Raw genomic sequence first — 26,227 nt, 5'->3', positions numbered from 1 at the left:
CACTAGTGGGATGCCGCTAAACGGTAGTGCGCTAAAAGTTCAATAGGCAGACGATTAAGGCGACCAGCAGCGCGATCAGCACCGGTGACCAGCGGGTGCGCAGGAGCAGCGCCAGGGCCAGGGCGGCCAGGACGACATCCGTCAGGCTGCGGATCGCCCCCGTCCACACCGGATCGTAGAGCGCCGCGAGCAGCAGACCGACCACCCCGGCGTTGAGTCCGGTCAGCAGGCGTTGCCAGCCGGGGTGCTGGCGCAGCGACTGCCAGAAGGGCAGGGCCGCGAGCAGGAGCAGGGCGCCGGGCAGAAAGATCAGCAGGGTCCAGAGCAGGCCACTGAGCCAGGCGGGCAGGGCCGCGGGTACCAGGGTCCCCAGGTAGGCGGCAAAGGTGAACAGCGGGCCGGGCACCGCCTGGGCCAGGCCGTAGCCGGCCATGACCTGGCTGTCGCTGACCAGGCCGCTGGGCACCACCACCGCCTGCAGCAGCGGCAGCACCACGTGGCCACCGCCGAACACCAGGGCGCCGGTGCGATAGACACCCGCGGCCAGGTTGTCCCAGACGGGTAAGAGCAGCAGCGGCAGCAGGAACAGCAGCAGTGCGATCACACCCAGGCGTCGGGAGAGTCCCGTTTGCAGGCTCGGGGCCGGCGGCGTGGCGGCGGGCGCCAGGGCCAGGCGCCCGACCAGGGCGGCCAGACCCAGGCCCAGCAGCTGGCCCGCCGAACCGGGCAGCCAGAGCGCCAGGCCGGCGACGACCAGCGCCAGGACGCGGCGCGAGGTATCCGGGCACAGGCTGCGGCCCATGCTCCAGACCGCCTGGGCCACCACCGCCACGGCAAAGACCTTGAGCCCATGCACCGCGCCCGAGTCGGCCAATCCCGGAAAGTGGGCGAGGCCCAGGGCGAACAGGATCAGCAGCAGGGCGGAGGGCAGTGTGAAACCCAGCCAGGCCGCCAGCAGACCCCAGCCACCGGCACGCCCCAGGCCCAGGGCCATGCCGACCTGGCTGCTGGTCGGGCCGGGCAGCAGCTGGCAGAGGGCAACCAGCTCGGCATAGGCGGCTTCGTCCAGCCACTGGCGCCGCGTGACGAAGGCCTGGCGGAAGTAGCCGAGGTGGGCGATGGGGCCGCCAAAGCTGGTGCAGCCCAGGCGCAGGAAGATCAGGAAGACCTGCCAGGCGCCGTCCTTATCGCGGGCGATGTCGCGCATGGGGGCCTCGATCAGCCGCGCGGCGCCGCAGAGGGAACCACCACCTCGCCATCCTCCTTGACGAAGGGACCGCGCTGCGGCTCGGGCAGGATCTCCAGCACCCGTTCCGAGGGCCGGCAGAGGCGGGTACCCAGGGGGGTCACCACGATGGGTCGATTGATCAGCAGGGGATGCTGCAGCATGGCGGCGATCAGGGCCGCGTCATCCAGCTGCGGATCGTCCAGGCCCAGCTCGGCGTAGGGCGTACCCTTCTGACGCAGCAGCTCGCGCACCGGCATGCCCAGGTCGGCGATCAGCCGCTCCAGCTGCGCCCGGTCGGGCGGTGTCTCCAGGTAGTGGATGACCGTCGGCTCGACGCCGCTGTTGCGAATCAGGCCCAGCACGTTGCGCGAGGTGCCGCAGGCGGGGTTGTGGTAGATCGTGATGGCGCTGTTCATGGACGGTCTCGACGGTGGGAAGGGGCACCCCGTTCGTACCAGCCACGCGAGCCGTTCACCAGGCGCACGACCAGCAGCATCAGCGGTACCTCGATCAGGACGCCCACCACGGTAGCCAGGGCGGCGCCCGAGTGGAAGCCGAACAGGCTGATGGCGGCGGCCACCGCCAGTTCGAAGAAGTTGCTGGCGCCGATCAGCGCCGAGGGACAGGCCACGCTGTGGCTCTCGCCCACCAGGCGATTCAGCCAGTAGGCCAGGGCCGAATTGAACAGCACCTGGATCAGGATGGGCACGGCCAGCAGGGCGATCACCAGCGGCTGCGCCAGGATGGCCTCGCCCTGGAAGGCGAACAGCAGCACCAGGGTTGCCAGCAGGGCGGCCATCGAGAGAGGGCCCAGACGGGCCAGGGTGCGGTCGAAGGCGGCCTGACCCTGGCGCAGCAGCGCCCGCCGCCAGAGCTGGGCGAGGATCACCGGCAGCACCAGGTAGAGAACCACCGAAAGCAGCAGCGTGGCCCAGGGCACCGTGATCGACGACAGGCCCAGCAACAGGCCGACGATGGGGGCGAAGGCGAAGACCATGAGGGTGTCGTTCAGCGCGACCTGGGACAGGGTGAACAGCGGATCGCCCTGGGTGAGTCGACTCCAGACGAAGACCATGGCGGTGCAGGGCGCCGCTGCCAGCAGGATGAGCCCGGCGATGTAGCTGTCCAGTTGCTCCGTCGGCAGCCAGGGCGCGAAGAGCTCGCGAATGAACAGCCAGGCGAGCAGCGCCATGGAGAAGGGCTTGACCGCCCAGTTGACGAACAGGGTGACGCCGATCCCGCGCCAGTGCTGGCGCACCTGGCCGAGGGCGCTGAAATCCACCTTCAGCAGCATCGGCACGATCATGATCCAGATCAGCAGGCCGACCGGCAGATTGACTTGGGCCACCTCGATCCGGCCGATAGCGCGGAACAGGCCCGGAGCCAGCTGGCCGAGGGCGATGCCGGCGAGGATGCAGAGCGCGACCCAGAGGCTGAGATAACGCTCGAAGGTGTTCATGGCGGGTGCTGCCGGGGGGCAGGCGGGGGGACTGTGCATGGCGGGCCTGGTCTTGTGGTTGGCGGTGGAGGGACGGAGGTCAGCAGGAGCAGCGCGGCGATGCGCTGACCGCGCAATCATCGCCGGCGCAACAGTGCTCGGTCAGGTAGCCGAGCAGGGCATTCATCTGGTCATAGGCCGCGCGATAGATGAGATTGCGGCCCTGCTGTTCCACCGAAACCAGACCGGCATTGGCCAGTTCCTTGAGGTGGAAGGAGAGGTTGCTGCGGGCTACCTCGAGCTGATCGGCCAACTGGCTGGGGGTAAGGCCGGTCGTGCCCGCGACCACCAGGGCGCGGAAGACCTTCAGGCGCTGGGCGTGGGCGAGGGCGGCGAGGGCGGAAACGGCAAGCTCTTCATTCATGGTTCAATAGTACAAGGATCGTTGAATCATTGAATGATAGGGCGTGGTGGGCGTCTGGTCGAGCCCCTATCAGCGGCGCAGCTGTCGCAACGCTTCCAGTACCTGCTGCAGCGGGCGACTCAGCGGTTTGTCGCGGCGCAGCACCAGGGCCAGGGTGCGGGTCAGGGGCGGTGCCAGCGGCTGAACCTGTAGTCCGTGGCGATGGTGCTCGGTGGCCACGGCGATGCCGGGCACCAGGCTGTAGCCGAGGCCGGCGGCCACCAGTTCCTTGAGCGCTTCGATGCTGCCCAGCTCCATCACCGGTCGACTGGCCTGGCCAGCGCGGCGAAACCAGTCGTCGATCAGCAGCCGGGTGCTGCTGCCGGTCTCGAAGGCCAGCAGCGGCGTCTCGGCCAGGTCGGCTGGCGCCAGCGCGCGCGCTGGCAGGGGACTGGCGGGGGGCAGCAGGGCGACGAAGGCATCCTCCAGCAGGGGTTCCACCTGCAGGTTGCGACCGCTGGCGGGCAGGGTGACCAGGCCCAGGTCGAGGCGGTTGTCTTCCACCGCCCGCAGGACGTCCAGGGTGTTGCCGGTGCTGACCCGCACATCCAGCTGCGGAAAGCGCTGGCGCAACTGGCCCAGCAGCGGCGGCAGGAGGTGGATGCAGGCGGTGGCGCCGGTGCCGATGGCGACCCGGCCGGCGACCGTCTCGCCATGGCTGGAGAGGGCCTGTAGGGCCTGGTCCACCGCGGTCTGGATCCGTTCGGCGTGATCCAGCAGCAGACGGCCCGCGGCGGTGGGCTTGAGGCCGCGCCCCAGGCGCTCCAGCAGCTTGAGAGCCAGGCGGCGCTCCAACTGGCGGATCTGCAGGCTGACCGCCGGCTGGCTCAGCCCCAGGCGATCGGCCGCGGCGGAAAAGCTGCCGGTGGCGACGACCTGGACGAAGGTCTCCAGCTGAGTGAGGTTGAGGTCGGCCATGCCAAGGTTTCGCTTATACCAGTGATAACCGAGCATAGCTTTATCTTTGGCTGGCCGTCCCGGCATGATCGCCCCATTGACCCCGCGAATGGCCCTCTCCCGTGAACACCGCTCTGCAGTTGCGCGATGCCACCCCCGCCGATCTGCCGGCCATCCAGGCCATCTACGCCCCGCATGTCTTGCATGGCTGCGCCAGCTTCGAGCTGGAACCGCCGGACCTCGCCGAGCTGGGACGCCGCCTGGCCGCGGTGCGCCAGGCCGGGCTGCCTTACCGGGTGGCCGAGCTGGAGGGCGAGGTGGTGGGCTATGCCTATGCGGTGCTCTATCGCCCGCGCCCGGCCTATCGCCACACCGCGGAAGACTCGGTGTACGTGCGCGACGGCCTGGGCGGCCAGGGCATTGGCCGCCGCCTGCTGGAAGAGGTCGTCGCGGCCTGCACGGCGGCGGGCTTTCGCCAGCTCGTGGCGGTGATCGGCGACAGCGCCAACCAGGGCTCCATCGCCCTGCATCAGCGGCTGGGCTTTCGCACCGTCGGCACCTTCGAGGCGGTGGGCTTCAAGCACGGGCGCTGGGTGGACACGGTGCTGATGCAGCGCAGCCTGGGTGAAGGCGAGCGGACCCCGGGTACGCGCTGATGACGCCGATGCCGAGCGATCGCGCCATCTGGCAACTGGGGCTGATGCAGTTGCTGGCCTGGGGCCTGGCCTTCTATCTGCCCGGGGTCTATGGCCCGGCGATGGCCGCGGGGCTGGGCTGGGACGCGCGCTGGGTCTATGGCGGCTTTTCCCTGGCGATGCTGACCATGGGCCTGGTCTCGCCCTTCAGCGGCGCGGTGATCGAACGCCTGGGTGGCTGTCGCACCCTGCAACTCGGCCTGGTGCTCGATGCCCTGGGCTGCCTGGGCCTGGCCGCGGCCCAGTCGGCGCCGCTGTTCTACCTGGCCTGGGTGACCCTGGGCGTGGGCATGCGCCTGTCGCTGTACGACGCCGCCTTCGCCACCCTGGCGCGGCTGGCCGGTGAGCGGTCGCGGGCGGTGATGGTGCGCATCACCCTGCTGGGCGGCCTGGCCTCGGCGGTGTTCTGGCCACTGGGGCATTGGCTGCTGGAGTTGTTGGGCTGGCGCCTGGGGCTGGTGGTCTATGCCGGCATCGCCCTGGCCGGCCTCCTGTTGCTTCTGCCGCTGCCCAATGTGCGGGGGCGCCTGCCCAGTGCCGAGGTGCCCGTTGCGGCGGCGGGCGGCTCGCCACGCCTGGCCGGGGTGCTGTTCGCCACCGGGATGGCCTTGATCGGCTTTCTTTCGGCGGGACTGTCGGCCCATCTGCCGGCGCTGCTGGCCGAGCGTGGGGTGCCGGTGGGGGTGGCGGCGCTGTGGGGGATCGGTCAGGTCTGCGCGCGGCTGGCGGAATTGGCCTCCGGGCAGCGGCTCTCGGCGCGCCAGCTCAATATGTTGCTGGGCCTGGGCCTGCCGCTGAGTTTCGCCCTGGCGCTGGCGAGCGAAGGCCACCTGGGCCTCACCGCCGGCTTCGTCTTTCTCTATGGCGCCCTCAACGGCCTGGTGGCGGTGCTGAGGGCCAGCCTGCCGCTGGAGTTGTTCGACCGGGCGCTCTATGCGCGCCTGACCGGCAAGCTGCTGGCGCCGAGCTTTCTGCTCTCGGCGGCCGCGCCCTGGTGCTATGCCCTGGCGCGGGAGAGTTGGGGAGATCGCGGTCTGCTCGGGCTGTGCCTGCTGGTCAGCCTGGGCGTGACCCTGGTCGCGCTGGGGCTGCTCGGCCGGCGGCGTCCGGCGCCGGCCTGAGACGGGCGCGCTAGTTGAGGCGGCGGGCGAACTGACCCACCGCACCCACCACGCGCTGGGCGCCGTCCTGGATTTCGGTGATGCGGGTGCCGGCGGCGTTGGCCAGTTGCAGGCCCTGTTCCGCCTGGTGCTTGCTCGCCGCCATGTTGGCGACCGCGGTCTGCGCCAGCTGCTGGTTCTGCTGCACCACGCCGACGATCTCCTCGGTGGCCTTGCTGGTACGGCCGGCCAGTTGGCGGACCTCGTCGGCCACCACGGCGAAGCCGCGGCCCTGTTCACCGGCCCGCGCCGCTTCGATGGCGGCGTTGAGCGCCAGCAGGTTGGTCTGTTCGGCGATGCCGCTGATGGTCTTGACGATGGTGCTGATCACCAGCGACTGCTCGCCCAGGGCCTCGATGCCGTTGGAGGCGACTTGCAGCTCCTCGGCGATCTTGCGCATCACCGAGACGGTGTTCTGCACCACCTCGGCACCCTGGCGGGCGCTTTCGTCGGTCTGCTGGGAGATGTCGAAGGCGACCTTGGCCGCCTCGGCCACCGCCTGTTCCTGTTCCACCTGCTCGGTGATCACGGTGGCGAATTTAACCACCTTGTACAGCTCGCCACGGGTGTTGAGCACCGGGTTGTAGGAGGCCTCCAGCCACACGGTACGGCCATGGCTGTCGAGGCGCTTGAAGCGACTGGCGATGAATTCGCCGCGATTCAGCCGCGCCCAGAACGCCTGGTATTCGGCGGAATTGGCTTCTTCGCTGGTGCAGAACTGCCGGTGGTGCTTGCCCTGGATCTGCTGCAGCGAATAGCCCATGCCCTGCAGGAAGCGGTCGTTGGCGGTGAGCACCTCGCCGGCCAGGTTGAATTCGATGACCGCAGTGGATCTCAGCAGGGCATTGATTAGCCCGGAGTGCTCGGTGGAGGTTTCGACCTGTTCGGTACGGTCGTTGCCATAGCAGATGGTCTTGTGGATGCGGCCGTCGGCGTCGCGCAGCGGCTGCCAGGTGGCATAGAGCCAGGCTTCCTGGCCGTTGGCGCGCAGCAGGCGGTACATGCCGCTGGTCTGGTTGCCCTGGCTGAGCGCGCTCTTGAGGTCGCGATAGCAGGGCAGTTGTTTGACGTATTCCGGAATGAAGGCATCCAGCGGACGCCCCACCACGTTCTCGGCGCGATAGCCCATCTCGCGACAGAAACGCTCGTTGACCCGCTCGACGTTGCCGCGCTCGTCCACGGTAAGACTTAGCGCCTGGCTTTCGAAACCGGCGTGCAGCTGACGCAATTCGGCGACCTCGGCGCGCAGTTGGGCGAGTTCGGTCTTGAGAGGGCGATTGAACATGGCAGGACACCGAGAGGAGTGAAGGTATGACTTCCACTACTTCGACGGTGCCGGGATTTTCTTAAGGGGAGCGCAGCGACTTTCGACTAAAGCCGCAGCCGTCAGGCCTGGCGACTGGCGATGAAACGCCGGAAGACTTCCAGGGTGGCCTCGCTGACATGGTGCTCCATGCCCTCGGCATCGCGCCGTGCGGTATCGGCGTCCACGCCCAGGGTCAGCAGGAAGGTCTCCACCACATGGTGGCGGGCGCGGCTGGCTTCGGCCAGGGCTTCGCCTTCGGGGGTGAGGAAGACGCCGCGATAGGGGCGCTGCACGATCAGGCCGGCGGCGGCCAGGCGCTTGAGCATCTTGGCCACGGTCGGCTGGGCCACGCCGATGCGCGCGGCGATGTCGACCTGACGGGCTTCACCGCCGTCCCGGATGAGGTCGGAAATGAGCTCGACATAGTCTTCGATCAGCTCCTGACGATGCGCCTCGCGGACCTGTTGAAAACCTTCCATATGAATGGATGGATCGACCAACCGATTCAGCAGTTCGTCGTCCTTTGTCATGTTGCCCACCTGAATGACCTTCTCCGCAAAGACCTGAGGCGCGTCGAGAGGACGCGATCGGGCGCCATTTTGACCGAGTTGCGGGCGAATACCAAAGATTCCTTCGCCAATGGGCGTTATCGACGGATGAGATAGAGATTTTTTATTGCTGGATGTGTGAATTTTAGCCTAGGCTAAATTCTCCAAAGGGTAGTCCTACCTTGCCGCACGAGTCCGCCATGAAAGAATCCGCCAGCTACGTCGAGCCTGCCTGGCAGGAGCCTGCGCCGTCCGCCCGGCCCAGTCTGGGACGGATGAATGCCAGCGTGCCGGTGCCCGAGGGCGGCAGCTGGTTGCGGCGGCTGCTGGCCTTTCTCGGCCCCGGCTACATGGTCTCGGTGGGCTACATGGATCCGGGCAACTGGGCCACGGACCTGGCCGGCGGCTCGCAATTCGGCTACCTGCTGCTGTCGGTGATCCTGCTCTCCAACCTCATGGCCATCCTGCTGCAGGCCCTGGCCGCACGGCTGGGCATCGCCACCGGGCTGGACCTGGCCCAGGCCTGCCGCGCGCGTTATTCGCGGCCGGTGAGCCTGCTGCTGTGGATCGCCTGCGAGATCGCCATCATCGCCTGCGACCTGGCAGAGGTGATCGGCACCGCCATCGCGCTGAATCTGCTGTTCGGTATCCCGCTGATGTGGGGCGCCATCCTCACGGCGCTGGACGTCTTTCTCATCCTGCTGCTGATGAATCGCGGCTTTCGCTGGCTGGAGGCCTTCGTCATCGCCCTGCTGACGCTGATCTTCGTCTGCTTCGGCGTGCAGATGGTGCTGGCCCAGCCGTCCATCGCGGCGATCGCCGACGGCTTTCTGCCCAAGGCGGAAATCGTCACCAATCCGGCCGCGCTCTACCTGGCCATCGGCATCATCGGCGCCACCGTGATGCCCCATAACCTCTATCTGCATTCCTCCATCGTGCAGACCCGCGCCTATCCGCGGACCGAGGAGGGGCGCCGGATGGGCCTGCGCTGGGCGGTGGCCGACAGCACCCTGGCGCTGATGCTGGCGCTGTTCGTCAACGCGGCCATCCTGATCACCGCCGCGGCGGTGTTCCACAGCGCCGGGCGCACCGATGTGGCCGAGATCCAGGACGCCTACCATCTGCTGTCGCCGATGCTGGGCGTGGGTATCGCCTCGCTGCTGTTCGCGGTGGCGCTGCTGGCCTCGGGCATCAATTCCACGGTCACCGCGACCCTGGCCGGCCAGATCGTCATGGAAGGCTTCCTGTCGCTGCGCATTCCCGACTGGGCGCGGCGGCTGATCACCCGCGGCATCGCCGTGATCCCGGTGGTGGTGGTGACCGGTCTCTATGGGGAAAGCGGCACGGCCAAGCTGCTGGTGCTGAGTCAGGTGGTGCTGTCCATGCAGCTGCCCTTCGCGGTGATCCCACTGGTGCGCTTCGTCTCGGATCGCCAGCTGATGGGTAGCTTCGTGATCGGTCGGCTCACACAGGTGCTGGCCTGGGCGATCGCCGGGCTGATCGTGGTGCTCAATGTGAAGCTGCTGGCCGATATCCTTCTGGGATAGCGGATAACTGAGGTCTGACGACCTTTGGTGGCTCTGGAATGCTGGTCTGGGAACTTCTAAAAGCGTGACGGTATCAATCCGTTACCACAATAAGTTCTTCCCATAACCACCCTGGAGCACTTGCCATGTCCTACGACGCCCGCCACACCCCAGCCTATGCGGCCACCACGGCCACCGCTACCGCACCGCTGCTGAAGCGTATTTCCTGGAGTTCGATCATCGCCGGCGTGGTCATCGCCCTGACCGTGTCGCTGCTGCTGAGCCTGCTCGGCACCGCCATCGGCTCGGCTTCCATCGATCCGCAGCAGGAAGCCAATCCGCTGGACGGCCTGGGCAAGGGCACCGGTATCTGGGTCGGCGTCAGCGCCGTGGTGTCGGTCTTCGTCGGTGCCTGGATCGCCGGTCGCCTGGCCCAGCGCGAAGGCGCCCTGCACGGCATCCTGGTCTGGGCCAGCGTGACCCTGGTCAGCGTCTATCTGGTGTCCAGCGCCGTGAGCGGCGTGGTGCGTACCGGTCTGAACGTGGCGGGCAGCGGTCTGTCGATGATCGGCAGCGGCCTGTCCCAGGCGGCACCGGCGCTGACCAACCAGGTTCAGGACCAACTGCGTCAGCAGGGCATCCAGCTCGACCTGGGTGATCTGCAGAACGAACTGGAAACCGCGCTGCGCCAGACCGGCAAGACCGAACTGCAGCCGGAGAATCTGAAGCAGCAGGCTCAGGGCGCCGAACAGGATGCCAAGAACACCGCCCAGAACAGCGCCAACAATCCGCAGCAGACCGATGACCAGCTGAGTGCCCTGCTGGATCGTCTGAAGCAGCGTGGCGACCAGGCTTGGAACGCCGCCGACCGTCAGGCGCTGGTCAACCTGATCAAGGCCCGCACCGGCAAGAGCGACGCCGAGGCCAATGCCATCGTCGACAAGGCCCAGCAGACCTACCAGCAGGCCTATGCCAAGTATCAGGAACTCAAGGCCCAGGCCGAGCAGAAGGCTCGCGAGGCCGCTGACGTGGCTGCCCGCAAGGTCTCCCAGGCCAGCTGGGTCCTGCTGATCAGCCTGGTGATCGGCGGCATCGTCGGTGCCATCGGTGGTGCTCTGGGTCGTCGTACCCAGCCGGCCAACAAGGTGGTTGCCGCCTAAGCGCAGCATCCAGCGTATCCCGCGGGATCCGCTGACCAAGCACGAGGCCCGGACGGGTGACAGTCCGGGCCTCGTCGTTCATGGATGACGCCTCGCCTAACGGTCTGGCCGCAGTACCCGGGCGAGCAGCTGCCGGCACAGCGCCAGGTCTGGGCGCTCGGCGCCGAACAGGGTGCGATAGATCAGCGGGGCGACCAGGCCATCGAGCAGGACGTCCAGGGTCGGAGCCGGTTCGCCACGGCGGTGGGCGCGTTCGAGCAGCAGCTCCAGGCGTTCCCGGGTCGGCTCGGTGCAGCGCACCGCGCAGCCCGGATCGGTGGCCGCCAGGGCGTCCCTGAGCATGGCCTGGCCGGGGGTGGAGGCGAGGTCGTCGACATAGTGTTCCAGCCAGCGTTCGAGATCGCCTCTCAGGCTGCCGGTGTCCTCGGGCGGCTGGTCCGGGCGCAGCCGCTGCAGGTCGACGTCGGCCAGGAGACTGGGCAGATTGCCCCAGCGACGATAGAGGGTCGAGGGCGTGACCCCGGCGCGCGCGGCGATCAGGGGGACGGTGAGGGCTTCCCGGGGCTGCTCCTGCAGGAGCGCCAGGACGGCCTCGTGGATGGCTTGCTGAACGCGGGCACTGCGGCCGCCGGGACGGGCTTGCTTGCTGGTCATTGTGACAGGATACCCGGCTCTTAACGCAAACGCATTGCTTTTGCTGCAGGAAGTGTTCAGGCTTTAAAGCAATTATTTAGCTTTAAGGTGCGGACATGTCTTCGCTGAACGGCTCTTCCTCTGCACGCCTGACGCTGCTGGGTTCGGTGCTGCTGACCTTCCTGGCCGCGTCCAGCGCGCCGACCCCCCTCTATGCCAGCTACCAGCAGGCCTGGGGCTTTTCCACCTTCTGGCTGACCTGGGTGTTCGCCGTCTATGCCTTCGCCTTGCTGGCGGCCCTGCTGGTGGGCGGGCGGCTGTCCGATCACCTGGGGCGGCGGCCGGTGATCCTGGCGGCGCTGCTGCTGGAGGCGGGTGCCATGCTGCTGTTCCACCAGGCGCATGACCTGGCGGACCTGGTGCTCGCCCGCGCCCTGCAGGGCCTGGCGACCGGGATCGCCACCAGTGCCCTGGGTGCGGCGCTGCTCGACGTGGATGCCGAGCGCGGTCCCTGGTTGAACAGCCTGACGCCACTGCTTGGCATGGCGATTGGCGCGCTGGGCTGCGGCCTGCTGGTGGAATTCGCGCCGGCGCCGCTACAACTGGTCTATCGGCTGTTCCTGGCGCTCTTTCTGCTGCAGGGCCTGGCGCTGCTGCGCCTGCCCGATAGCGGTCCGCGCCGACCGGGTCTGCTCGCCGCCTTGCGCCCCCAGCTGGCGGTGCCGCCCCAGGCCCGCGCCATGCTCTGGCGGGTCCTGCCGCTGGAGCTGGCGGTCTGGGCCGTGGGCGGCTTCTATCTGTCGCTGATGCCGGCGCTGGTCAAGGCGGCGACCGGTACGACGTCGATCCTGGTCGGTGGCGGCGTGGTGGCCGGCCTTACACTCACCGGTGCGGCCTGTCTGCATGGCTTGCGCCTCTGGCCGGCGGCGCGCCTGCTGCGGCTGGGGGCGAGCACCCTGGTGGCCGGTCCGGCGCTGCTCTGGCTGGCGGTGGCCAGCGGTCAGCTGGGACTCTTCGCTCTGGGCACCCTGGTGACCGGCGTCGGCTTCGGCAGCGGCTTTCTCGGCGCCACCCGCAGTCTGCTGCCGCTGGCGGAAGCGACCCAGCGCGCCGGGTTGCTGGCCGCCTTCTATGTGCTCAGCTACCTGGCGTTCTGCCTGCCGGCCCTGGCGGTCAGCGCCCTGGTGCCACGGCTGGGCCTGACTGGCGCCGCCGAGCTCTATCTGGTCGGGGTGATCCTGCTGGCGCTGCTGGGGGTGCGCAATAGCCTGCCGCGCGCCTGCGTGCAGCCGGGTTAGAGCAGGATGTCGGCGGGACCGAAAATGGCCCGCTCGACGGGGCTGCCGGTGATCCGCTCTTCATTGGAGAAGCCGTCGTGGTCGCGCAGCGGGCCGAAGTCTATGCCGGTCAGCTGCTCGATGCGCAGGACACTGCACTGGTAGGTGCGCAGGCGACCGAAGGCGATGGAGAGCTCGTCCAGTTCGCGGCGCTGGTCGATGAGGTAGGCGCTGGCGGAGGGCTTGCCGTCGTCACCGAGAAAGGCCACCACCTTCCAGAAGGCTTCGGGGATCCGGGCGTCGCGATAGGCGCGGTCATCCGCACGCAGGACCGGGCCGCTGAAGACGCTGACCCGTGCCTGCCAGCGGTGGGTGTTGTCGAGAATGTAGTCCTCCAATTCCAACCAGGTCTTCTGGTTGAAGGCGGCCATCTGCGGCGCGCAGTTGGTGAAGTGGAAGGTGTCTTTATTGGCCTGGGCCGCCATGGGACCCCAGTTGGGATCCTGGCGCCGCACCAGATGACCCCGGTCGAGCAGGTTGTCGGCATAGAGCGCCTCGCCGAGCTGGGCTTCCAGCGGCACCCGCCCGTCACAGGCCCAGGCATCGCGGCTACGTAGCACCTCCTGGTGCTGGCTGCCGTCGATATTGACCCCGACCCAGAGCGCCATCCGCCGACTGCGCGAGAGGCTGACTGAGAAGTGGGTGTAGTCCAGGCGGTCGCCCGAGGCGGGCAGGGGATAGACATCGCCGGCCAGGGCCGCGCTCGGACGGGGCCAGGGGACCTGGAAGTCCCCAAGGAAATCGGCCTGGTAACCCTGGCGGTCGGCCAGGCTGGCGGCGGGGGTGATGCGCGGCTCGGCGCTTCTCAGACCGGCGGGTTGCGCCGGCAGCAGGGGACGCAGGTCGGCGAGGCGCGGACGATAGGCGAAATCGACGGCAAAGGGCGGGCTGGACATGGCGGCGCTCTGGCGAAAAGGGGCGAACCGCCAGCGCAGCACAGGGAGGTTACCGGACGATGACGACGGTCAGCGAAGTGGTATGCACCGGCGCTAGCTGGCAAACTCGTTCGCGACCTAACGATTCCAACCCTTGAGTGAACCGCCCATGAAGCTATCGCTGTTTTCCCCCTTTGCCCGCCAGCGCGCCTGGCTGCTCGGCGTGCCCGGCCTGCTCCTCACCGGCGCCGCCCTGGCCAGTCAGCAGTCCGACGCCAAGGGCTTCGTCGAAGACGGTGACCTGACCCTGCTGCTGCGCAACTATTACTACCTGCGCCAGAACGAAGGCGACGGCCATGGCGCTGAAACGCGCAACAGTCGCGATCCGCGCAGCTGGACCCAGGCCTTCCTGCTCAACTACACCTCGGGCTTCACCCAGGGCACCGTGGGTGTGGGCGTGGATGCCTATGGCTATCTGGGTCTCAAGCTGGATGGCGGCGATGGTCACGCCAACACCCCGAACATGCCGGTGGACGGCGACGGCAGCCAGCGCAGCGAATTCAGCAAGGGTGGAGCGGCGGTCAAGCTGCGCGTCTCCAACACCGTGCTCAAGTATGGTGACCAGCAACCCACGGCGCCGGTGCTGGCGGCGGGTGGCAACTGGCTGTTTCCCCAGACCGCCCGGGGCTGGAGCCTGGTGAGCCAGGAGGTCGATCACCTGATGCTTGAAGGCGGTCACTTCACCGCCGCCACGGCGCCGCGCACCACCGGTTCGGACGGCGGCATCTTCGCCGGTTACGCCGGCGTCGAAGCGGCTTCGGCCAGCTATGCCGGGGGCGTCTACAAGTTCAGCGATCACCTCAGCGCCTCGCTCTATGCCGGGCACTTCGAGGACGTCTGGGACCAGTACTACGGCAACCTCAACTATGTGGTGCCGCTGGCCGCCGAGCAGAGTCTGACCTTCGACGCCAACCTCTATCGCACCCTGGACGCCGGCAGCGCCAAGGCCGGCAGCATCGCCAATACCGCCGGCTCGCTGGCCGCCGCCTTCCAGAGCGGCGCCCACACCTTCACCCTGATCCACCAGCGTATCCATGGCGACCAGCCCTTCGACTATGCGGTCTTCGGCGCACCGGTGCCGGGGTCCTTCGGTGACTCCATCCTGCTCGGCAACTCGATGCAGTTCTCCGACTTCAACGGCCCGGGCGAGCGCAGCTGGCAGGCCCGCTACGACCTGAACATGGAAAGCTACGGCGTGCCCGGCCTGAGTCTGATGGTCCGCCATACCCGCGGCAACGGCATCGACGGCACCCACCTGGCCGCCGACTCGGCCTATGCCGGTCTCTATGGCGACGGCGACAAGGAACACGAGACCGATCTGGAAGCCAAGTACGTGCTGCAGAACGGCCCGGCCAAGGACTTGAGCTTCCGCCTGCGCCAGGCCTGGCATTCCGGCAGCCAGAGCACCGGCGGCACCGTGGCCGAGACGCGGCTGATCACCGAGTATCCGCTGAATATCCTGTAACTGACGGCGCTCCGCAGGTTGGGTTGAGCGCAGCGAAGCCCAACGGTGCCGAGGTCATGCGCGGCTTGTTGGGCTTCGGCGATAAGGCCGCCTCAACCCAACCTACAGGGCTGGGCCTGGTGGGTTGGGTTGAGCGCCGCGAAGCCCAACAGTCCATTGGCCATTGGCATGTCCGGGAGTGCCCTCACCCCAGCCCTCTCCCAAGGGGAGAGGGGGCAGTTCGGTGTGATCGGGCACCGTGTAGGTTGGGTTGAGCGCAGCGATGCCCAACAGTCCGTTGGCCATCGGCATGTCCGGGAATACCCTTACCCCAGCCCTCTCCCATGAGGAGAGGGGGTAGCCGCGTAGAGTGGATAACGGCGCAGCCTTATCCACGCCCAGGTGCAAAGGGCAGTGGAAAACGCGGCGCGGTTTTCCACGCTACGGATACCCTGGCAGCGCGACACCAGGGGACAAGCTACCACCCGCGCCGGACCCAACCGCCCCCTCTCCCTCGGGGAGAGGGCTGGGGTGAGGGTTGCCCCCCCGCCAACGGTGCCAGGATCGAGCGCGGCTTGTTGAGCTACGGCGATGGAGTAGCCTCAACCTAGCTAAGGCCAACCTTGGCTACTTGCCACCTTTGGCCATCGGCATGTCCGGGAATACCCTCACCCCAACCCTCTCCCAAGGGGAGAGGGGGCAGTTCGGTGTGATCGAGTGCCGTGTAGGTTGGGTTGAGCGCAGCGAAGCCCATTTCAGACTTTCGCTCGCGATTCCTCCAGCAGCCGCTCGATCTCCCCATGCAGCCGCTCGGTGGCGCCAACCCGGTCGATCCACCATTCGGTGGACCAGACGCGCAGCAGCGTCCAGCCGAGGCCCTGGAGGATGGCGCTGCGGGTCTTGTCGCGGTCGCGGGCGGTGGCGGCGCTGTGGTAGGTGGCGCCGTCGCATTCGATGCCCACCAGGTAATCGCCCGGACGATCGGGATGGACGATACCCAGGTCGATGCGGAAACGCGACACGCCGATCTGCGGCACCACCTGCCAGCCCTTGGCCTGCAGCGCCTGGGCCACGGCTTCCTCGAAGGGCGAGTCGTGTCCCCCCAGCGAACCCTTGACCGCGGCGGCCAGGGCCTGGGGGCCGCGCTGGGCGAATTCCAGGAACAGCTTGAGATCCCGTACCGCGCGGGCATTGGTGCGATTGAGGTCGATCAGCCCCGGATCGAAGGAGGAGAACACCAGCATCTCCCGGCGCGCCCGGGTCACGGCGACGTTGAGGCGTCGCCAGCCACCGTCCTTGTTCAAGGGACCGAAGTTCATCGACATCGTATTGGCGCCCGGCTCGGTGGGGCCGAAGCCGATGCCGAGCATGATCAGGTCGCGCTCGTCGCCCTGCACCGTTTCCAGGTTCTTCACCACCACCGGCTCGGCCAGGTCTTCGGCGAAGTGCGCCTCGATCTCCGGGTGCTGCTGGCGCGCGCGGTCGAGCAGATCGGTGACCAGGCGCTGCTGTTCGCTGTTGAGGGTGATGATGCCCAGGCTGAGACCGGCAAAGGCCGGATCGAGCAGGCGCTTGACCGCCTCGGCGACCATGGCCTGGGCTTCCAGGGCGTTGTGCCGTCCCTTGCCCTTGGCGTAGACGCCGTCCACCCGCCGCCATTCCACCGCGCTCGGACGGATCTCCGGGGCGGGGAAGGTGATGAGCTTGCCGTCGTAGTAGTGATGGTTGGAAAAGGCGATCAGGCTCTCGTGGCGACTGCGGTAGTGCCAGTTGAGGCTGTGGCTGTAGATGCCGGCGCCCAGGCATTCGTCGAGGATGCTCTCCAGGTCCTCGGCGGTGTCGTCCTCGCCGGCGGCGCGGTCGAAGAAACGGGTCGGCGGCATCTGCCGGGGGTCGCCGGCGATCACCACCTGCACGCCGCGGGCGATGGCGCCCACCGCGTCCCAGGGCGCGATCTGCGAGGCTTCGTCGAAGATCACCAAGTCGAACAGGCCGCCATCGGGCGGCAGGTACTGGGCGATGGACAGCGGACTCATCAGCATGCAAGGCGCCAGCCGCGCCAGGGCGTCGCCCATTTCCAGCGCCAGCTGGCGCAGCGGCTTGTGCCGGCGCTGCTTCTGCAATTCGTGCTTGAGCACGGCGAAGCCGCCACCCTGGCGCGCCGCGTCGTTCTTCGGCGGCAGGCCGTGGCAGAGCAGGGCGCGGATATGGCGCACGGCGAGGGTCTGCAGGCGATCGTCCAACCGGCGATATGCCTGGATATCGCTCTCGTGCTCGGCCGGGACGAAATCGCGCAGCAGCGGCTCGGCGTCCAGGGCGGTGGCGGCGAACCAGCGGGCATAGGCGGTTTCGAACAGGGCCGCCAGGTCCTCGACCGAGGTGGCCGTGGCGCGGGTGATCAGCGGCGCAAGGCCGAGGGCGTCGGCTTCTTCGCGGACCCGCTGCCAGTCGCACCAGGCCTTGAGGCGACCGGGCTGGCGCAACAGGGCGGCGGCGGTGCGTACCAACTCGGCGGCCGGGGTTTCTGCCGGCAGTCCTGCCTGGTCGGAAAAGCTCTGGCGCGCGGCTTCGGCGGCCTCCAGGGCGGCGGAGAAGGCGCTGCTGGCCGGTGCCAGGGTAGTGTCCACCGGCTGGTCCTCGGGATGCTGCAACCGGCGCGCCGCCGCCTGGCGCAGGGCCAGCAACTGCTCGGGCGTTTCTGCCAGGGTCGGCAGCGCCGTGCTCAGCCTTTCCGCGAGGGCGCGGCGCGCGAGCAGGGCCTCCAGGTCGCTGGTGACGCCTTGCCAGCCGCTGATGGCGGCCAGGCTGGGCGTCAACTCGTCCAGTTCGGTAAGCAGGGTGCGCTGGCGCCGCAGGCGTGGCAGGTCGGCGGCCACGTCGGGCTGGCCCTGGGTTTCGCCCTGGCGGGCGAGATCCTGGGTGACCTGGCGCTGGGCGCGGCTGGCGAAGATCCAGAAGCGCTGCCCGGCGGCGTCCCAGGCGGTTTCCAGCTGGGTCAGGGCGACGCGGCGACAGGCTTCGGCGGCATAGGGCACCGACAGCTCGCGCTCCAGCGTCTGGTAGTCCCGCAGCAACTCCAGGGCGCGCCCCAGCTGGCGCTGACGCTCGGCGGCGCCAGGCCCGAAGGCGAAGGCCAGGTCCTGGCCGGCGGCGTTCTGCAGCAGCTCGGCGAATTCCAGCAGGCGCCGGGGCGCCACCTGATCCGCCAGCGGCAGGCCAAGGACGTCGCGCAGGCGTTGCCGCGCCTGCTGCAGGGCCTGCTGGGTGTCGCGCAGCCGTTCGGCGGCGCCGACCAGGGCGTCCTGCCAGGCGTTGGACCAGGGATGGGCCGGCAAGAGGGCGAAATCCGCCGCCAGGCTGCGGCCGGTCTCGGCGTGCAGGGCCAGGCGGCGCACGGCGTTGCGCAACTCGGCCAGGGCCTCGGCGTCGTGGGCGTCGGCATTGGGCCAGGCCAGGCGCGGGGTATCGGGGGCGGCGTCGCGCAGGACGCGGCCAATGCTCTGCTGCAGGGTCAGGCCATTGGGCCAGCGCCGGTGCAGGCGCTCGACCACTGCATTGAGGCGATCGCGCAGGCGTTCCACCTCGGCGGCCTCGGCCAGCCATTCCTCTTCGTCGAGGCCGTCGCGGGTATCCCAGGCGCGCTCCAGCTGCTTGAGTACCTCGGCCTTGGACGCCTTGCTCGAATGCAGCTCCAGGCAGAATTCGCCCAGCCCCTGGGCCTCCAGGCGGCGATAGACCACGTCCAGGGCCGCGCGCTTCTCGGCGACGAACAGCACCCGCCGACCGAGCGCCAGGTTGTGGGCGATCATGTTGGCGATGGTCTGGGACTTGCCGGTGCCGGGCGGGCCGTCCAGCACGAAGTCCTGGCCACCGGCCGAGGCCAATACCGCCGCCAGTTGCGAAGAATCCGCCGGCAGCGGGGTGAAGAGTTCGGCCGGGGTGACCTGGCGATCCAGCTCGCGCTCGCGGGGAAAGCTGCCCCCGCTCAGGTAGGCGCCGGATTCCGTGGTGCGCTCCAGCAGGTGCCGCACCAGCGGGCTTTCCATCAGCTGGTCGCTGCGCTCGGTGAGGTCCTTCCACATCAGGTACTTGGCGAAGGAGAACTGGCCGAGCAGCAATTCGTTGCTGACCTCGAAGCCGGGCAGGTCGCGCACCGCGCGGCGGACCCTGGTCCAGATGCCATCCACGTCGATGCCGTTGCCATCGCCGGGCAGCGGGCCGTCGAGACCCGGAATGTCCAGATCGAAGTCGTGGCGCAGGAGCTCCAGCAGGGTCAGGTTGAAGCGCGGCTCGTCCTCGAACAGGTGCAGGGTGATGCCGCTGGCGGCGCTCTGTCGCTCCAGACGCACCGGCAGCAGGATCAGCGGCGCACGGTAGTGCTTGGGATCGTCGGCCGCCTTCTTCCAGCGCAGGAAGCCCAGCGCCAGGTAGAGGGTGTTGGCGCCGCCTTCGTCGAGATCGCTGCGGGCGCGGCGATAGAGCTCCACCAGGGCCGCGTCCAGTTTGGTCGCATCCAGGGGCGCGACCACCTCGCCGCGGGCCAGGGCGCCGCGGGCGTATTCGTCGTCGAGATTCTCGTGCTCGCGGGCTTCGTGCAGCACGGCGTCGCGCCCGCTCACCGCCAGATCTGGCAGCGGCACCAGACGCAGTGCCCGGCCCTCGGCCAGGAGATCTTCCAGCGCCGCCGGCTCGGGGCAGAGCAGGGGCACGCTGCGGGCGTTGTCCGGCACATGCAGCAGGCGATTGCGGGTGGTGAGGTCGAGCAGTTTGCGCTGCCATAGCGCCAGGCGCCCGACCGGGGTGGTCGGCGCCGCCTCGACGTCCACGTCGAAGGCCGGCAGCGGTGGGGCTTCTTCCAGGGCTTCGCCGGGCAGCAGCAGGCCGTCCGCATGGATGGCCGGCTGGCCGGGCACCGCCAGCGGGCGAATGCGTTGCAGGCGGGCACGACGAACGTCCAGCGCCAGCACGAAGGACTCGTCGTCCAGCTGCCGCTCGGCCAGTTGCATGGCCTGGCTGAAGGAGGGCGGTGGCGAGGCGGTTGCCTGAGTGGTCTCGAAGACCAGCAGGTCCTTGAGCGCTACCCGCTTGCGCACCGGCTCGGCGTCGTCGGTGAGCAGCTGAGCGAATTCCTGGGGCTGCAGCCAGACCCCGGCGAAGGCATGGCCGCGGGTAATGACCAGCAGCGGATTGAGACCGGCCTGTTCCAGCGCCGCGCAGGCGAGCAGGGCGAGATCCAGGCAGGTGGCCAGGCCGCCGTCGAGGATGGCGCCCGGCGTGCGGATCTTCTGGCCCTGGCGCTCGAAGCTGGCCGGCGGCACCGCATAGGTCAGCTGCAGACCACAGAGCGCCGACCACAGGGCCGAACCCAACTCCCAGACGCGTCGCCGCGAGCCGCTCTGGTACCCGTCCAGCGCCGTGGACTTGCCGGCGCGGCGCAAGACCTCGGCGGCCGCGCCCAGCAGGCGATCCACCGCCGGATCGTTGGGCATGACGAAGGCCGCGGCCAGTTCCGACATGCTGTCCACGCCGCCCCACTGGTTGCGGGCCAGCAACTCGACCGGATAGCGCCGCGTCTGCAGGATCTCTTCGCCCTGACGCACCGTGAAGGTCAGCTGGGCGACCAGGCTTTCCTGCAGACTGCCGAGCAGGGCGGCGTCGAATTCGAGGTCGCGATCGTCGAGATAGAGGGTGCCCTGGGGGTCCAGGCGCTCCAGGTGCCAGGTGCGCGGGACCACGAAGGCCGGCTCGGCGATCACCGTCAGGCTGACGTCGACCAGGGGTTCCTGGCCGCTGTGGGTGAGGCGCAATTCGCGCAGCACGGGCACCGCGTTCTGGTGCGCCGCAAAACCGATCTTGCCGGCCAGCACCAGTTCGACATCCACGCTCATCGCCTACCACCCTTGCTTATTGCCTAAGGTAGATGAATGTACAGTAGTAGGAGTGTCGATGCAGCTCATAGCCGGCCTGGGCAAGCGGAAAAAGTCCTTTGGTGACGGGCGGTTGCGTGGTTTGAGGGATAGGTCGCGCTTCAGGCCGCCGGGGTCGGGAAGACCAGGCTGAAATGGATGCCCCGCTCATCCTGCTCGACCTCGGCGCGGCCGCCGTGCAGGCGCATGATGGCGGCGACGATGGCCAGGCCCAGGCCGTTGGAATCATGGGGCTGGTGGCGCGAGGGATCGGCGCGGTAGAAGCGGTCGAATAGCCGACGCAGGTGCTCCGGCGCCAGCGCCGGCCCGGCATTGCTGACGCGGATGCGCCCGCCGCCCGCCTGCAGGAGGATCTCGCCGTCCGGCTCGGCATAGCGGATGGCATTGGCTACCAGGTTGCTCAGGGCGCGGCGCAGCATCAGCGGATCGGCGACCACCTCGCCGCCGCCCGATACCACCAGCCGCAGGCCGCGCTCGTCGGCCGGCCCTTCGAAATAGTCGGCGATGCGCGCCAGCTCTTCGTCCAGCTGCAACGGCTGCGGGGTCAGCACCGCCTGGGCGTCGTCGGCGCGGGCGAGGAAGAGGATGCTTTCCACCAGCCGCGAGATGCGCTCCAGCTCCTCCAGGTTGGACGCCAGCAGCGCCTGGTAGTCCTCGGCACTGCGCACCTGGCGCAGGGCGACCTCGGTATGGCCCATGAGGGCATTGATCGGGGTGCGGATCTCGTGGGCGAGGTCGGCGGAAAATTGCACCAGCCGGCCATAGCCGTCGGCCAGGCGCGCCAGCATGGCGTTGTAGTTTTCCACCAGCGGCTGCAACTCGCGCGGCGCATCGGCCAGCTCCAGGGGCGCGGCCAGACGAGTCGGGGTGATGCCGCCGGCATGGCGGGCGATGCGCCGCAGCGGTGCCAGGCCGCGCCGCAGCAGTAGATAGCCGAGGCCGGCGGTACACAGGAAGGCCAGGGTCACCGCGCCGATCAGGCCCAGCCGGAAATCGGCCAGGGTGGTGTCCTCGTTGCGCAGCACATGGGCGGCGGTCAGTTCCACCGGGCCTTCGGGGGTGTTCACCGCGACCCGCGCCGCGCGCCAGCGGGTGCCGTCGGCCAGCTGGCCTTCGCGCAGATCGGCCCGGGTCGGTCGTCGGGTCTGGGGGATGACGGCCAGCTCGGGAAGGGCGATCTGCAGCGGATTGGAGGCGATCACCGGCTTGGCGCCCGGCGCGCCGATGAGAAAGACGTCCTGCTCGTTGCCCAGCATGTTGGCGAACAGCTGCGGACTGCGCCCCAGGGTCTCCAGCGACAGGTCGGCGCTGAGCAGGCTGCGAAAATGCGCCAGGCGACCGAGCAGGGCATAGTCGGCGCGCTCCAGCACCGTCCGTTCCAGGCTGTGGTAGAGGAACAGGCCGGCGCCGCCCACGGCGAGCAGCGCCACCAGGGCGAATCCCAGGGTGGCACGGAGGATCAGCGAGGGTGAGCGGGCGCTCAAGGGCGGACCTCGCAGACATAGCCGATGCCGCGCACGGTATGGATCAGTTTGACCGGGTAGGGGTTGTCGACCTTGGCGCGCAGCCGCTTGATGGCCACGTCCACCACGTTGGTGTCGCTGTCGAAATTCATGTCCCAGACCTCGGCGGCGATCAGGGTGCGCGACAGCACCTCGCCTTCGCGGCGCAGCAGCAGGTGCAGCAGGGCGAATTCCTTGTTGGTCAGCACGATGAGGTCGTCGCCGCGGGTCACCCGGCGGCGCAAGAGGTCCAGCTGCAGGTCGGCGAGGTGGAAATGCTCGGGCTCGCGCACCACGCCACGCCGCAGCAGGGTGCGGATACGCAAGAGCAGCTCGACGAAGGAGAAGGGCTTGACCAGGTAGTCGTCGGCGCCCAGCTCCAGGCCGCGGATGCGATCCTGCAGGCCATCGCGGGCGGTGAGAAAGAGCACCGGCACGTCGAGCTTCTTGCGCAGCACCTCCATGATCTGCCAGCCGTCGATGCCGGGCAGCATGACGTCGAGGATGATCAGGTCGTAACGGCCGTCCAGGGCCAGGTGCAGGCCGTCGGCGCCGTGCTGGGTCCAGTCGACCGCGTAGCCGGATTCGCCGAGGCCCTTCTTCAGGTACTCGCCGGTCTTCTGGTCGTCTTCGATGAGGAGAATGTGCATGACGTAATGGTAGGGCTTCCGGTCGCTGCGCTGGGTGACATTTTTGTCATTCGCCGGTCATCTTGCTGACCCCCCACGCGTCGCACTGTGGCGGGGCGATTCCCTATCCTAGGAGGCTCCATGCGTACCCAGACTCTGCTCCGCGGTTCCCTCGCCCTGCTGCTCGCCGGCAGTGCCCTGCTGGCCCAGGCCGCGCCCATGCCCACCGTCAAGCCCATGCGCGGCACGGTGGACAGCGTCCAGGGCGACACCCTGGCCTTCACCACCCGCAATGGCGCCCACCAGACCCTGATGCTGGATGACAAGACCAGCTACCGCGCCGTATCCAAGGCCAACCTGGATCGCATCGAGGCCAACAGCTTCATCGGCTCCGCCGCCACACCGCAGCCCGACGGCACCCTCAAGGCGCTGGAAGTGACGGTGTTCGAGGCCAGCCTGCGCGGCTCCGGCGAAGGTCACTACGGCTGGGAAAATGCCGATGGCAGCACCGGCACCATGACCAACGGCACCGTGGGCGAACTCAAGAAGGCCAACGGCCGCACCCTGACCGTGCAGTACAAGGGCGGTGAGAAGCAGCTGGTGGTACCGGAAGACGTGCCCATCGCCTATGTCGAGAAGGGCGACCGCAGCCTGCTCAAGCCGGGTGCCAAGGTGGTGCTGTTCCCTGCCGAAGACGGCAAGCACGCCAAGGGCGTGGCCGTAGGCAAGGACGGTTTCACCCCGCCCATGTAAACCCCAGCGCGGTCGCCGGGCGACCGCGTCCAACTTTCCGTGGAGGGGAACCCCATGACCACCTCGCGACGGCGCCTGGTGCACCGCTGGCCGGTGCGCCTCACCCACTGGCTCAACGCCCTGGCGATGCCCTGCATGTTCATGAGCGGCTGGGCGATCTACAACGCCTCGCCGCTGTTCTCCTTCACCTTTCCCGCCTGGTCGACCCTCGGCGGCTGGCTGGGCGGCGCCATCGCCTGGCACCTGGCGGTGTTCTGGCTGCTCGCGGTGAACGGCCTGGTCTATCTGCTCTATGGCCTGTTCAGCGGCCACTTCCGGCGCGATTTCCTGCCCCTGTCGCCACGCGCCATCGGCCGCGATTTCATCGCCGCCGCACGTCTGCGGCTTGGCCACCAGCTGGGCACCTACAACGCCGTGCAGCGCCTGCTCTACTGGGGTGTGCTCGCCCTCGGGGTGCTGGTGGTGCTCTCCGGACTGGCCATCTGGAAACCCGTGCAGCTGCAAGGGTTGGTCGCGCTGCTGGGCGGCTTCGACACCGCCCGCTACGTGCATTTCTTCGCCATGGCCGGCATCGGCGCCTTCGTCGTCGTGCACCTGGCCCTGGTCATCCTGGTCCCCCGCACCCTGCCGCCGATGATCACCGGCCGGGCGCACGAGGAGGTTGACGATGAGTCGGCGTGAACGGCTGCGCCTGGAACCGGCGCAACAGCGGCAGGTGGAAAATCTGCAACGACGCCTGCTGCTCAAGCAGGGCCTGACGGTGGGCGCCCTGGCCATGCTCAGCGGCTGCAACCTGCAGGACGGCGACAGCGTCGACAAGGTGCTCTGGTCCATGTCGCGCTTCAACGACCGGGTGCAGGCCTGGCTATTCGGCCGCGAGCGCCTGGCGCCGACCTATGCCGCCAGCCAGATCACCAACCCCTTTCCCTTCAACGCCTTCTACCCCGAATACAACGTTCCGGAAGTGGACCTGAGCGACTATCGCCTGGAGGTCTCCGGCCTGGTCGCCCATAAGCAGGCCTGGACCCTGGAAGACCTGCGCCGCCTGCCGCAGCGCGCCGACATCACCCGCTTCATCTGCATCGAAGGCTGGAGCGCCATCGGCCAGTGGGGCGGGGTGCCGCTGCGCACCTTCCTCGAACGCATCGGTGCCGACACCACGGCCAAGTACGTCGGCTTCAAGTGCGCCGATCGCTACTACTCCAGCATCGACATGGCCTCGGCGCTGCATCCCCAGACCCTGCTGGCGCTGGACTTCGGCCAGGTGGCCCTGCCGCCGGACTACGGCTACCCGCTGCGCCTGCGGGTACCCACCAAGCTCGGCTTCAAGAATCCCAAGCACATCCAGGCGCTGTTCGTGACCAACGACTATCCCGGTGGCTATTGGGAGGACCAGGGCTACAACTGGTTCAGCGGGATCTAGATCCCACTCAACGTCTGCTGCGCGTCGGCCAAACTGCGTTGAAAAGACCCTGGGTCGCCAGCCCGGCCTAGGCGGCCCTGTCGCAATGCTCATTTACCACTCGTAAACCCGAGCGCGGGTCCGATCCGCTTCCTCAGGTCTTTGATTCGCTAGCGCTCACCCTTCGGGCCAGGCTGCGCCTGTTACTCCCGCAGGTCGTTGCGCCTTGTCTGTCTCTAGCTCGCGAGACGTTGAGCGGGATCTAGCCGGCGGAACCCCCGTCGTCGGGGGCAGTCGAGATACCACCCATCCTTTACCCAGGAGTCTCGCCATGTCCGCCCATCCCTCGATCGGTTTCATCGGCTTCGGTGCCATGGCCCAGCGCATGGGCGCCAACCTGCGCGAGGCCGGCTATGCGGTCAGCGCCTATGCCGAGCACCAGCAGGACGGCGAGCGCCACGGCACGCCCATGGAGCCCCTGGCGACCCTCTTGCCCCAGGCGGAGGTGGTGATCGTCTCCCTGCCCAACGACGCCATCCTCGAACAGGTGCTGCTCGGCCCCGACGGCGTCCTCGCCCGGCTGGAGAGCGGTCGCCTGCTGATCAACACCAGCACCAACTCGCCGGCGCTGGCGCTGCGCCTGGAGGCGGCCGGTCGCGCCCGGGGTATCGCCGTGGTCGAGGCCCCGGTGTCCGGCAGCACGCCCGAGGCGGAAAAGGCGCAACTGGTGGTCCTGGCCGGTGGCGAACCCGAGGCGGTGGAGCGCGCCCGTCCCATCCTCGAGACCCTGGGCAAGACCGTGCACCACGTCGGTCCGACCGGACAGGGCGCCGCCATCAAGCTGGCCATCAACGGCCTGATGGGCGCCGGACTCGCCGCCCTGGCCGAGGCGCTGGCCTATGCCACCCGCGCCGGCCTGGATGCCGAGGTGCTGTTCGAGGTGTTCGGCGACCTGGCGGTGCTCTCGCCCCATCACCAGCGCAAGCTGGCGGCGCTGCGCGACGGCGACTTCGCCCCGCAATTCCCGGCGGCGCTGATGCACAAGGACATGGGCCTCCTGCTGGCCGAACTCAACGCCACCTACCAGGGCGCCCCGACCCTGGCCGCCGCGGCGCAGCAACTGGCGCTGGGCGCCGAACTCCATCCGGACGCCGACTACCTGATCACCGCCGACGTCCTGCTGGAGGAAGCCGAAGACGCCGCCACCCGCTGACGCCTGACTTTCCCCCTTCCGGGACGACGTC

Annotated in this window: 22 protein-coding genes; 10 read left to right on the top strand and 12 right to left on the bottom strand. The window is 68.4% G+C overall.

Annotation, left to right across the window (positions count from 1 at the left end):
- Positions 1 to 31 precede the first annotated feature (31 nt).
- From chrA to OXS31_RS15480, 5 genes are all read right to left on the bottom strand, one after another.
- On the bottom strand, positions 32 to 1,207 hold the full coding sequence (gene chrA, locus OXS31_RS15500) for a chromate efflux transporter (protein WP_267400192.1): 1,176 nt from the start codon (positions 1,205 to 1,207) through the stop codon (positions 32 to 34).
- Positions 1,208 to 1,218: 11 nt separating this feature from the next.
- Positions 1,219 to 1,644, bottom strand: coding sequence for an arsenate reductase (glutaredoxin) (gene arsC, locus OXS31_RS15495; RefSeq protein WP_077172315.1), 426 nt, complete (start codon positions 1,642 to 1,644; stop codon positions 1,219 to 1,221).
- Positions 1,641 to 2,726, bottom strand: coding sequence for an ACR3 family arsenite efflux transporter (gene arsB / locus OXS31_RS15490; RefSeq protein ID WP_260984991.1), 1,086 nt, complete (start codon positions 2,724 to 2,726; stop codon positions 1,641 to 1,643). Before arsB ends, arsC begins: the two co-directional genes overlap by 4 nt.
- 40 nt (positions 2,727 to 2,766) lie before the next feature.
- Positions 2,767 to 3,090 (bottom strand): metalloregulator ArsR/SmtB family transcription factor, encoded by a 324-nt coding sequence (locus OXS31_RS15485; RefSeq protein ID WP_267400189.1) that lies wholly within the window; start codon positions 3,088 to 3,090, stop codon positions 2,767 to 2,769.
- A gap of 69 nt (positions 3,091 to 3,159) precedes the next feature.
- Positions 3,160 to 4,083, bottom strand: coding sequence for a LysR family transcriptional regulator (locus OXS31_RS15480; RefSeq protein ID WP_267400187.1), 924 nt, complete (start codon positions 4,081 to 4,083; stop codon positions 3,160 to 3,162).
- A 65-nt stretch (positions 4,084 to 4,148) separates the two neighbouring features.
- Between OXS31_RS15480 and OXS31_RS15475 the strand changes: the two genes are divergently transcribed.
- Together OXS31_RS15475 and OXS31_RS15470 are read left to right on the top strand one after the other, a co-directional pair.
- A complete protein-coding gene (locus OXS31_RS15475) occupies positions 4,149 to 4,682 on the top strand; it encodes a GNAT family N-acetyltransferase (RefSeq protein ID WP_267400185.1) in 534 nt (177 codons plus the stop codon).
- Complete coding sequence (locus tag OXS31_RS15470) at positions 4,682 to 5,842, top strand: MFS transporter (protein WP_267400183.1); 1,161 nt, start codon at positions 4,682 to 4,684, stop codon at positions 5,840 to 5,842. The genes OXS31_RS15475 and OXS31_RS15470 overlap by 1 nt, the downstream gene beginning before the upstream one ends.
- A 10-nt stretch (positions 5,843 to 5,852) precedes the next feature.
- Here OXS31_RS15470 and OXS31_RS15465 read toward each other — a convergent pair whose 3' ends face one another.
- Positions 5,853 to 7,166, bottom strand: coding sequence for a PAS domain-containing methyl-accepting chemotaxis protein (locus OXS31_RS15465; RefSeq protein ID WP_027598279.1), 1,314 nt, complete (start codon positions 7,164 to 7,166; stop codon positions 5,853 to 5,855).
- Between the two features lie 101 nt (positions 7,167 to 7,267).
- The gene (mntR, locus tag OXS31_RS15460) at positions 7,268 to 7,717 is read right to left on the bottom strand and encodes a manganese-binding transcriptional regulator MntR (RefSeq protein ID WP_027598278.1); all 450 of its coding nucleotides are present in this window, start codon (positions 7,715 to 7,717) and stop codon (positions 7,268 to 7,270) included.
- A gap of 218 nt (positions 7,718 to 7,935) precedes the next feature.
- Here mntR and OXS31_RS15455 point away from each other — a divergent pair, with 218 nt between their 5' ends.
- Positions 7,936 to 9,282, top strand: coding sequence for an Nramp family divalent metal transporter (locus tag OXS31_RS15455; RefSeq protein ID WP_027598277.1), 1,347 nt, complete (start codon positions 7,936 to 7,938; stop codon positions 9,280 to 9,282).
- Between the two features lie 125 nt (positions 9,283 to 9,407).
- Positions 9,408 to 10,421, top strand: coding sequence for a hypothetical protein (locus OXS31_RS15450; protein ID WP_115946444.1), 1,014 nt, complete (start codon positions 9,408 to 9,410; stop codon positions 10,419 to 10,421).
- A 96-nt stretch (positions 10,422 to 10,517) separates the two neighbouring features.
- Here the strand turns inward: OXS31_RS15450 and OXS31_RS15445 are convergent, their stop codons facing one another.
- Entirely contained in the window at positions 10,518 to 11,075 is a 558-nt protein-coding gene (locus OXS31_RS15445; RefSeq protein ID WP_074584601.1) for a TetR/AcrR family transcriptional regulator, read from the bottom strand.
- Between the two features lie 95 nt (positions 11,076 to 11,170).
- Between OXS31_RS15445 and OXS31_RS15440 the strand changes: the two genes are divergently transcribed.
- Positions 11,171 to 12,352, top strand: coding sequence for an MFS transporter (locus OXS31_RS15440; RefSeq protein ID WP_027601540.1), 1,182 nt, complete (start codon positions 11,171 to 11,173; stop codon positions 12,350 to 12,352).
- Here OXS31_RS15440 and OXS31_RS15435 read toward each other — a convergent pair.
- Positions 12,349 to 13,287: a DNA/RNA non-specific endonuclease gene (locus tag OXS31_RS15435; RefSeq protein WP_267400175.1), complete on the bottom strand. Its 939-nt coding sequence runs from the start codon at positions 13,285 to 13,287 to the stop codon at positions 12,349 to 12,351. The two genes, OXS31_RS15440 and OXS31_RS15435, sit on opposite strands and share 4 nt — an antisense overlap.
- A 148-nt stretch (positions 13,288 to 13,435) precedes the next feature.
- Here OXS31_RS15435 and OXS31_RS15430 point away from each other — a divergent pair, with 148 nt between their 5' ends.
- Positions 13,436 to 14,791, top strand: a complete 1,356-nt coding sequence (locus OXS31_RS15430; protein ID WP_346659868.1) for an OprD family porin — start codon at positions 13,436 to 13,438, stop codon at positions 14,789 to 14,791.
- Between the two features lie 734 nt (positions 14,792 to 15,525).
- On the opposite strand, the gene OXS31_RS15425 is transcribed toward OXS31_RS15430, so the two are convergent.
- From OXS31_RS15425 to OXS31_RS15415, 3 genes are all read right to left on the bottom strand, one after another.
- Positions 15,526 to 20,658 carry a DUF4011 domain-containing protein gene (locus OXS31_RS15425; RefSeq protein ID WP_267400173.1) on the bottom strand — a complete coding sequence of 1,711 codons (5,133 nt, stop codon included), beginning with the start codon at positions 20,656 to 20,658 and terminating at the stop codon, positions 15,526 to 15,528.
- Between the two features lie 140 nt (positions 20,659 to 20,798).
- A complete protein-coding gene (locus OXS31_RS15420) occupies positions 20,799 to 22,181 on the bottom strand; it encodes a heavy metal sensor histidine kinase (RefSeq protein ID WP_267400172.1) in 1,383 nt (460 codons plus the stop codon).
- Positions 22,178 to 22,849, bottom strand: coding sequence for a heavy metal response regulator transcription factor (locus tag OXS31_RS15415; RefSeq protein ID WP_027598269.1), 672 nt, complete (start codon positions 22,847 to 22,849; stop codon positions 22,178 to 22,180). Before OXS31_RS15415 ends, OXS31_RS15420 begins: the two co-directional genes overlap by 4 nt.
- Positions 22,850 to 22,969: 120 nt before the next feature.
- Between OXS31_RS15415 and OXS31_RS15410 the strand changes: the two genes are divergently transcribed.
- The 4 genes from OXS31_RS15410 to OXS31_RS15395 all read left to right on the top strand — a co-directional run bounded on the left by OXS31_RS15410 (position 22,970) and on the right by OXS31_RS15395 (position 26,196).
- Entirely contained in the window at positions 22,970 to 23,581 is a 612-nt protein-coding gene (locus OXS31_RS15410; RefSeq protein WP_007160626.1) for a hypothetical protein, read from the top strand.
- A 54-nt stretch (positions 23,582 to 23,635) separates the two neighbouring features.
- A complete protein-coding gene (locus tag OXS31_RS15405; protein WP_007160625.1) occupies positions 23,636 to 24,262 on the top strand; it encodes a cytochrome b/b6 domain-containing protein in 627 nt (208 codons plus the stop codon).
- Entirely contained in the window at positions 24,249 to 25,004 is a 756-nt protein-coding gene (locus OXS31_RS15400; RefSeq protein WP_007160624.1) for a molybdopterin-dependent oxidoreductase, read from the top strand. Before OXS31_RS15405 ends, OXS31_RS15400 begins: the two co-directional genes overlap by 14 nt.
- Positions 25,005 to 25,314: 310 nt before the next feature.
- Positions 25,315 to 26,196: an NAD(P)-dependent oxidoreductase gene (locus OXS31_RS15395; protein ID WP_007160623.1), complete on the top strand. Its 882-nt coding sequence runs from the start codon at positions 25,315 to 25,317 to the stop codon at positions 26,194 to 26,196.
- Positions 26,197 to 26,227: the final 31 nt, after the last annotated feature.

This window comes from Pseudomonas sp. GM_Psu_1 (assembly GCF_026544185.1).
Classification (GTDB): Bacteria; Pseudomonadota; Gammaproteobacteria; order Pseudomonadales; family Pseudomonadaceae; genus Chryseomonas; species Chryseomonas oryzihabitans.
This window is presented reverse-complemented; position numbering and strand designations above follow the sequence as displayed.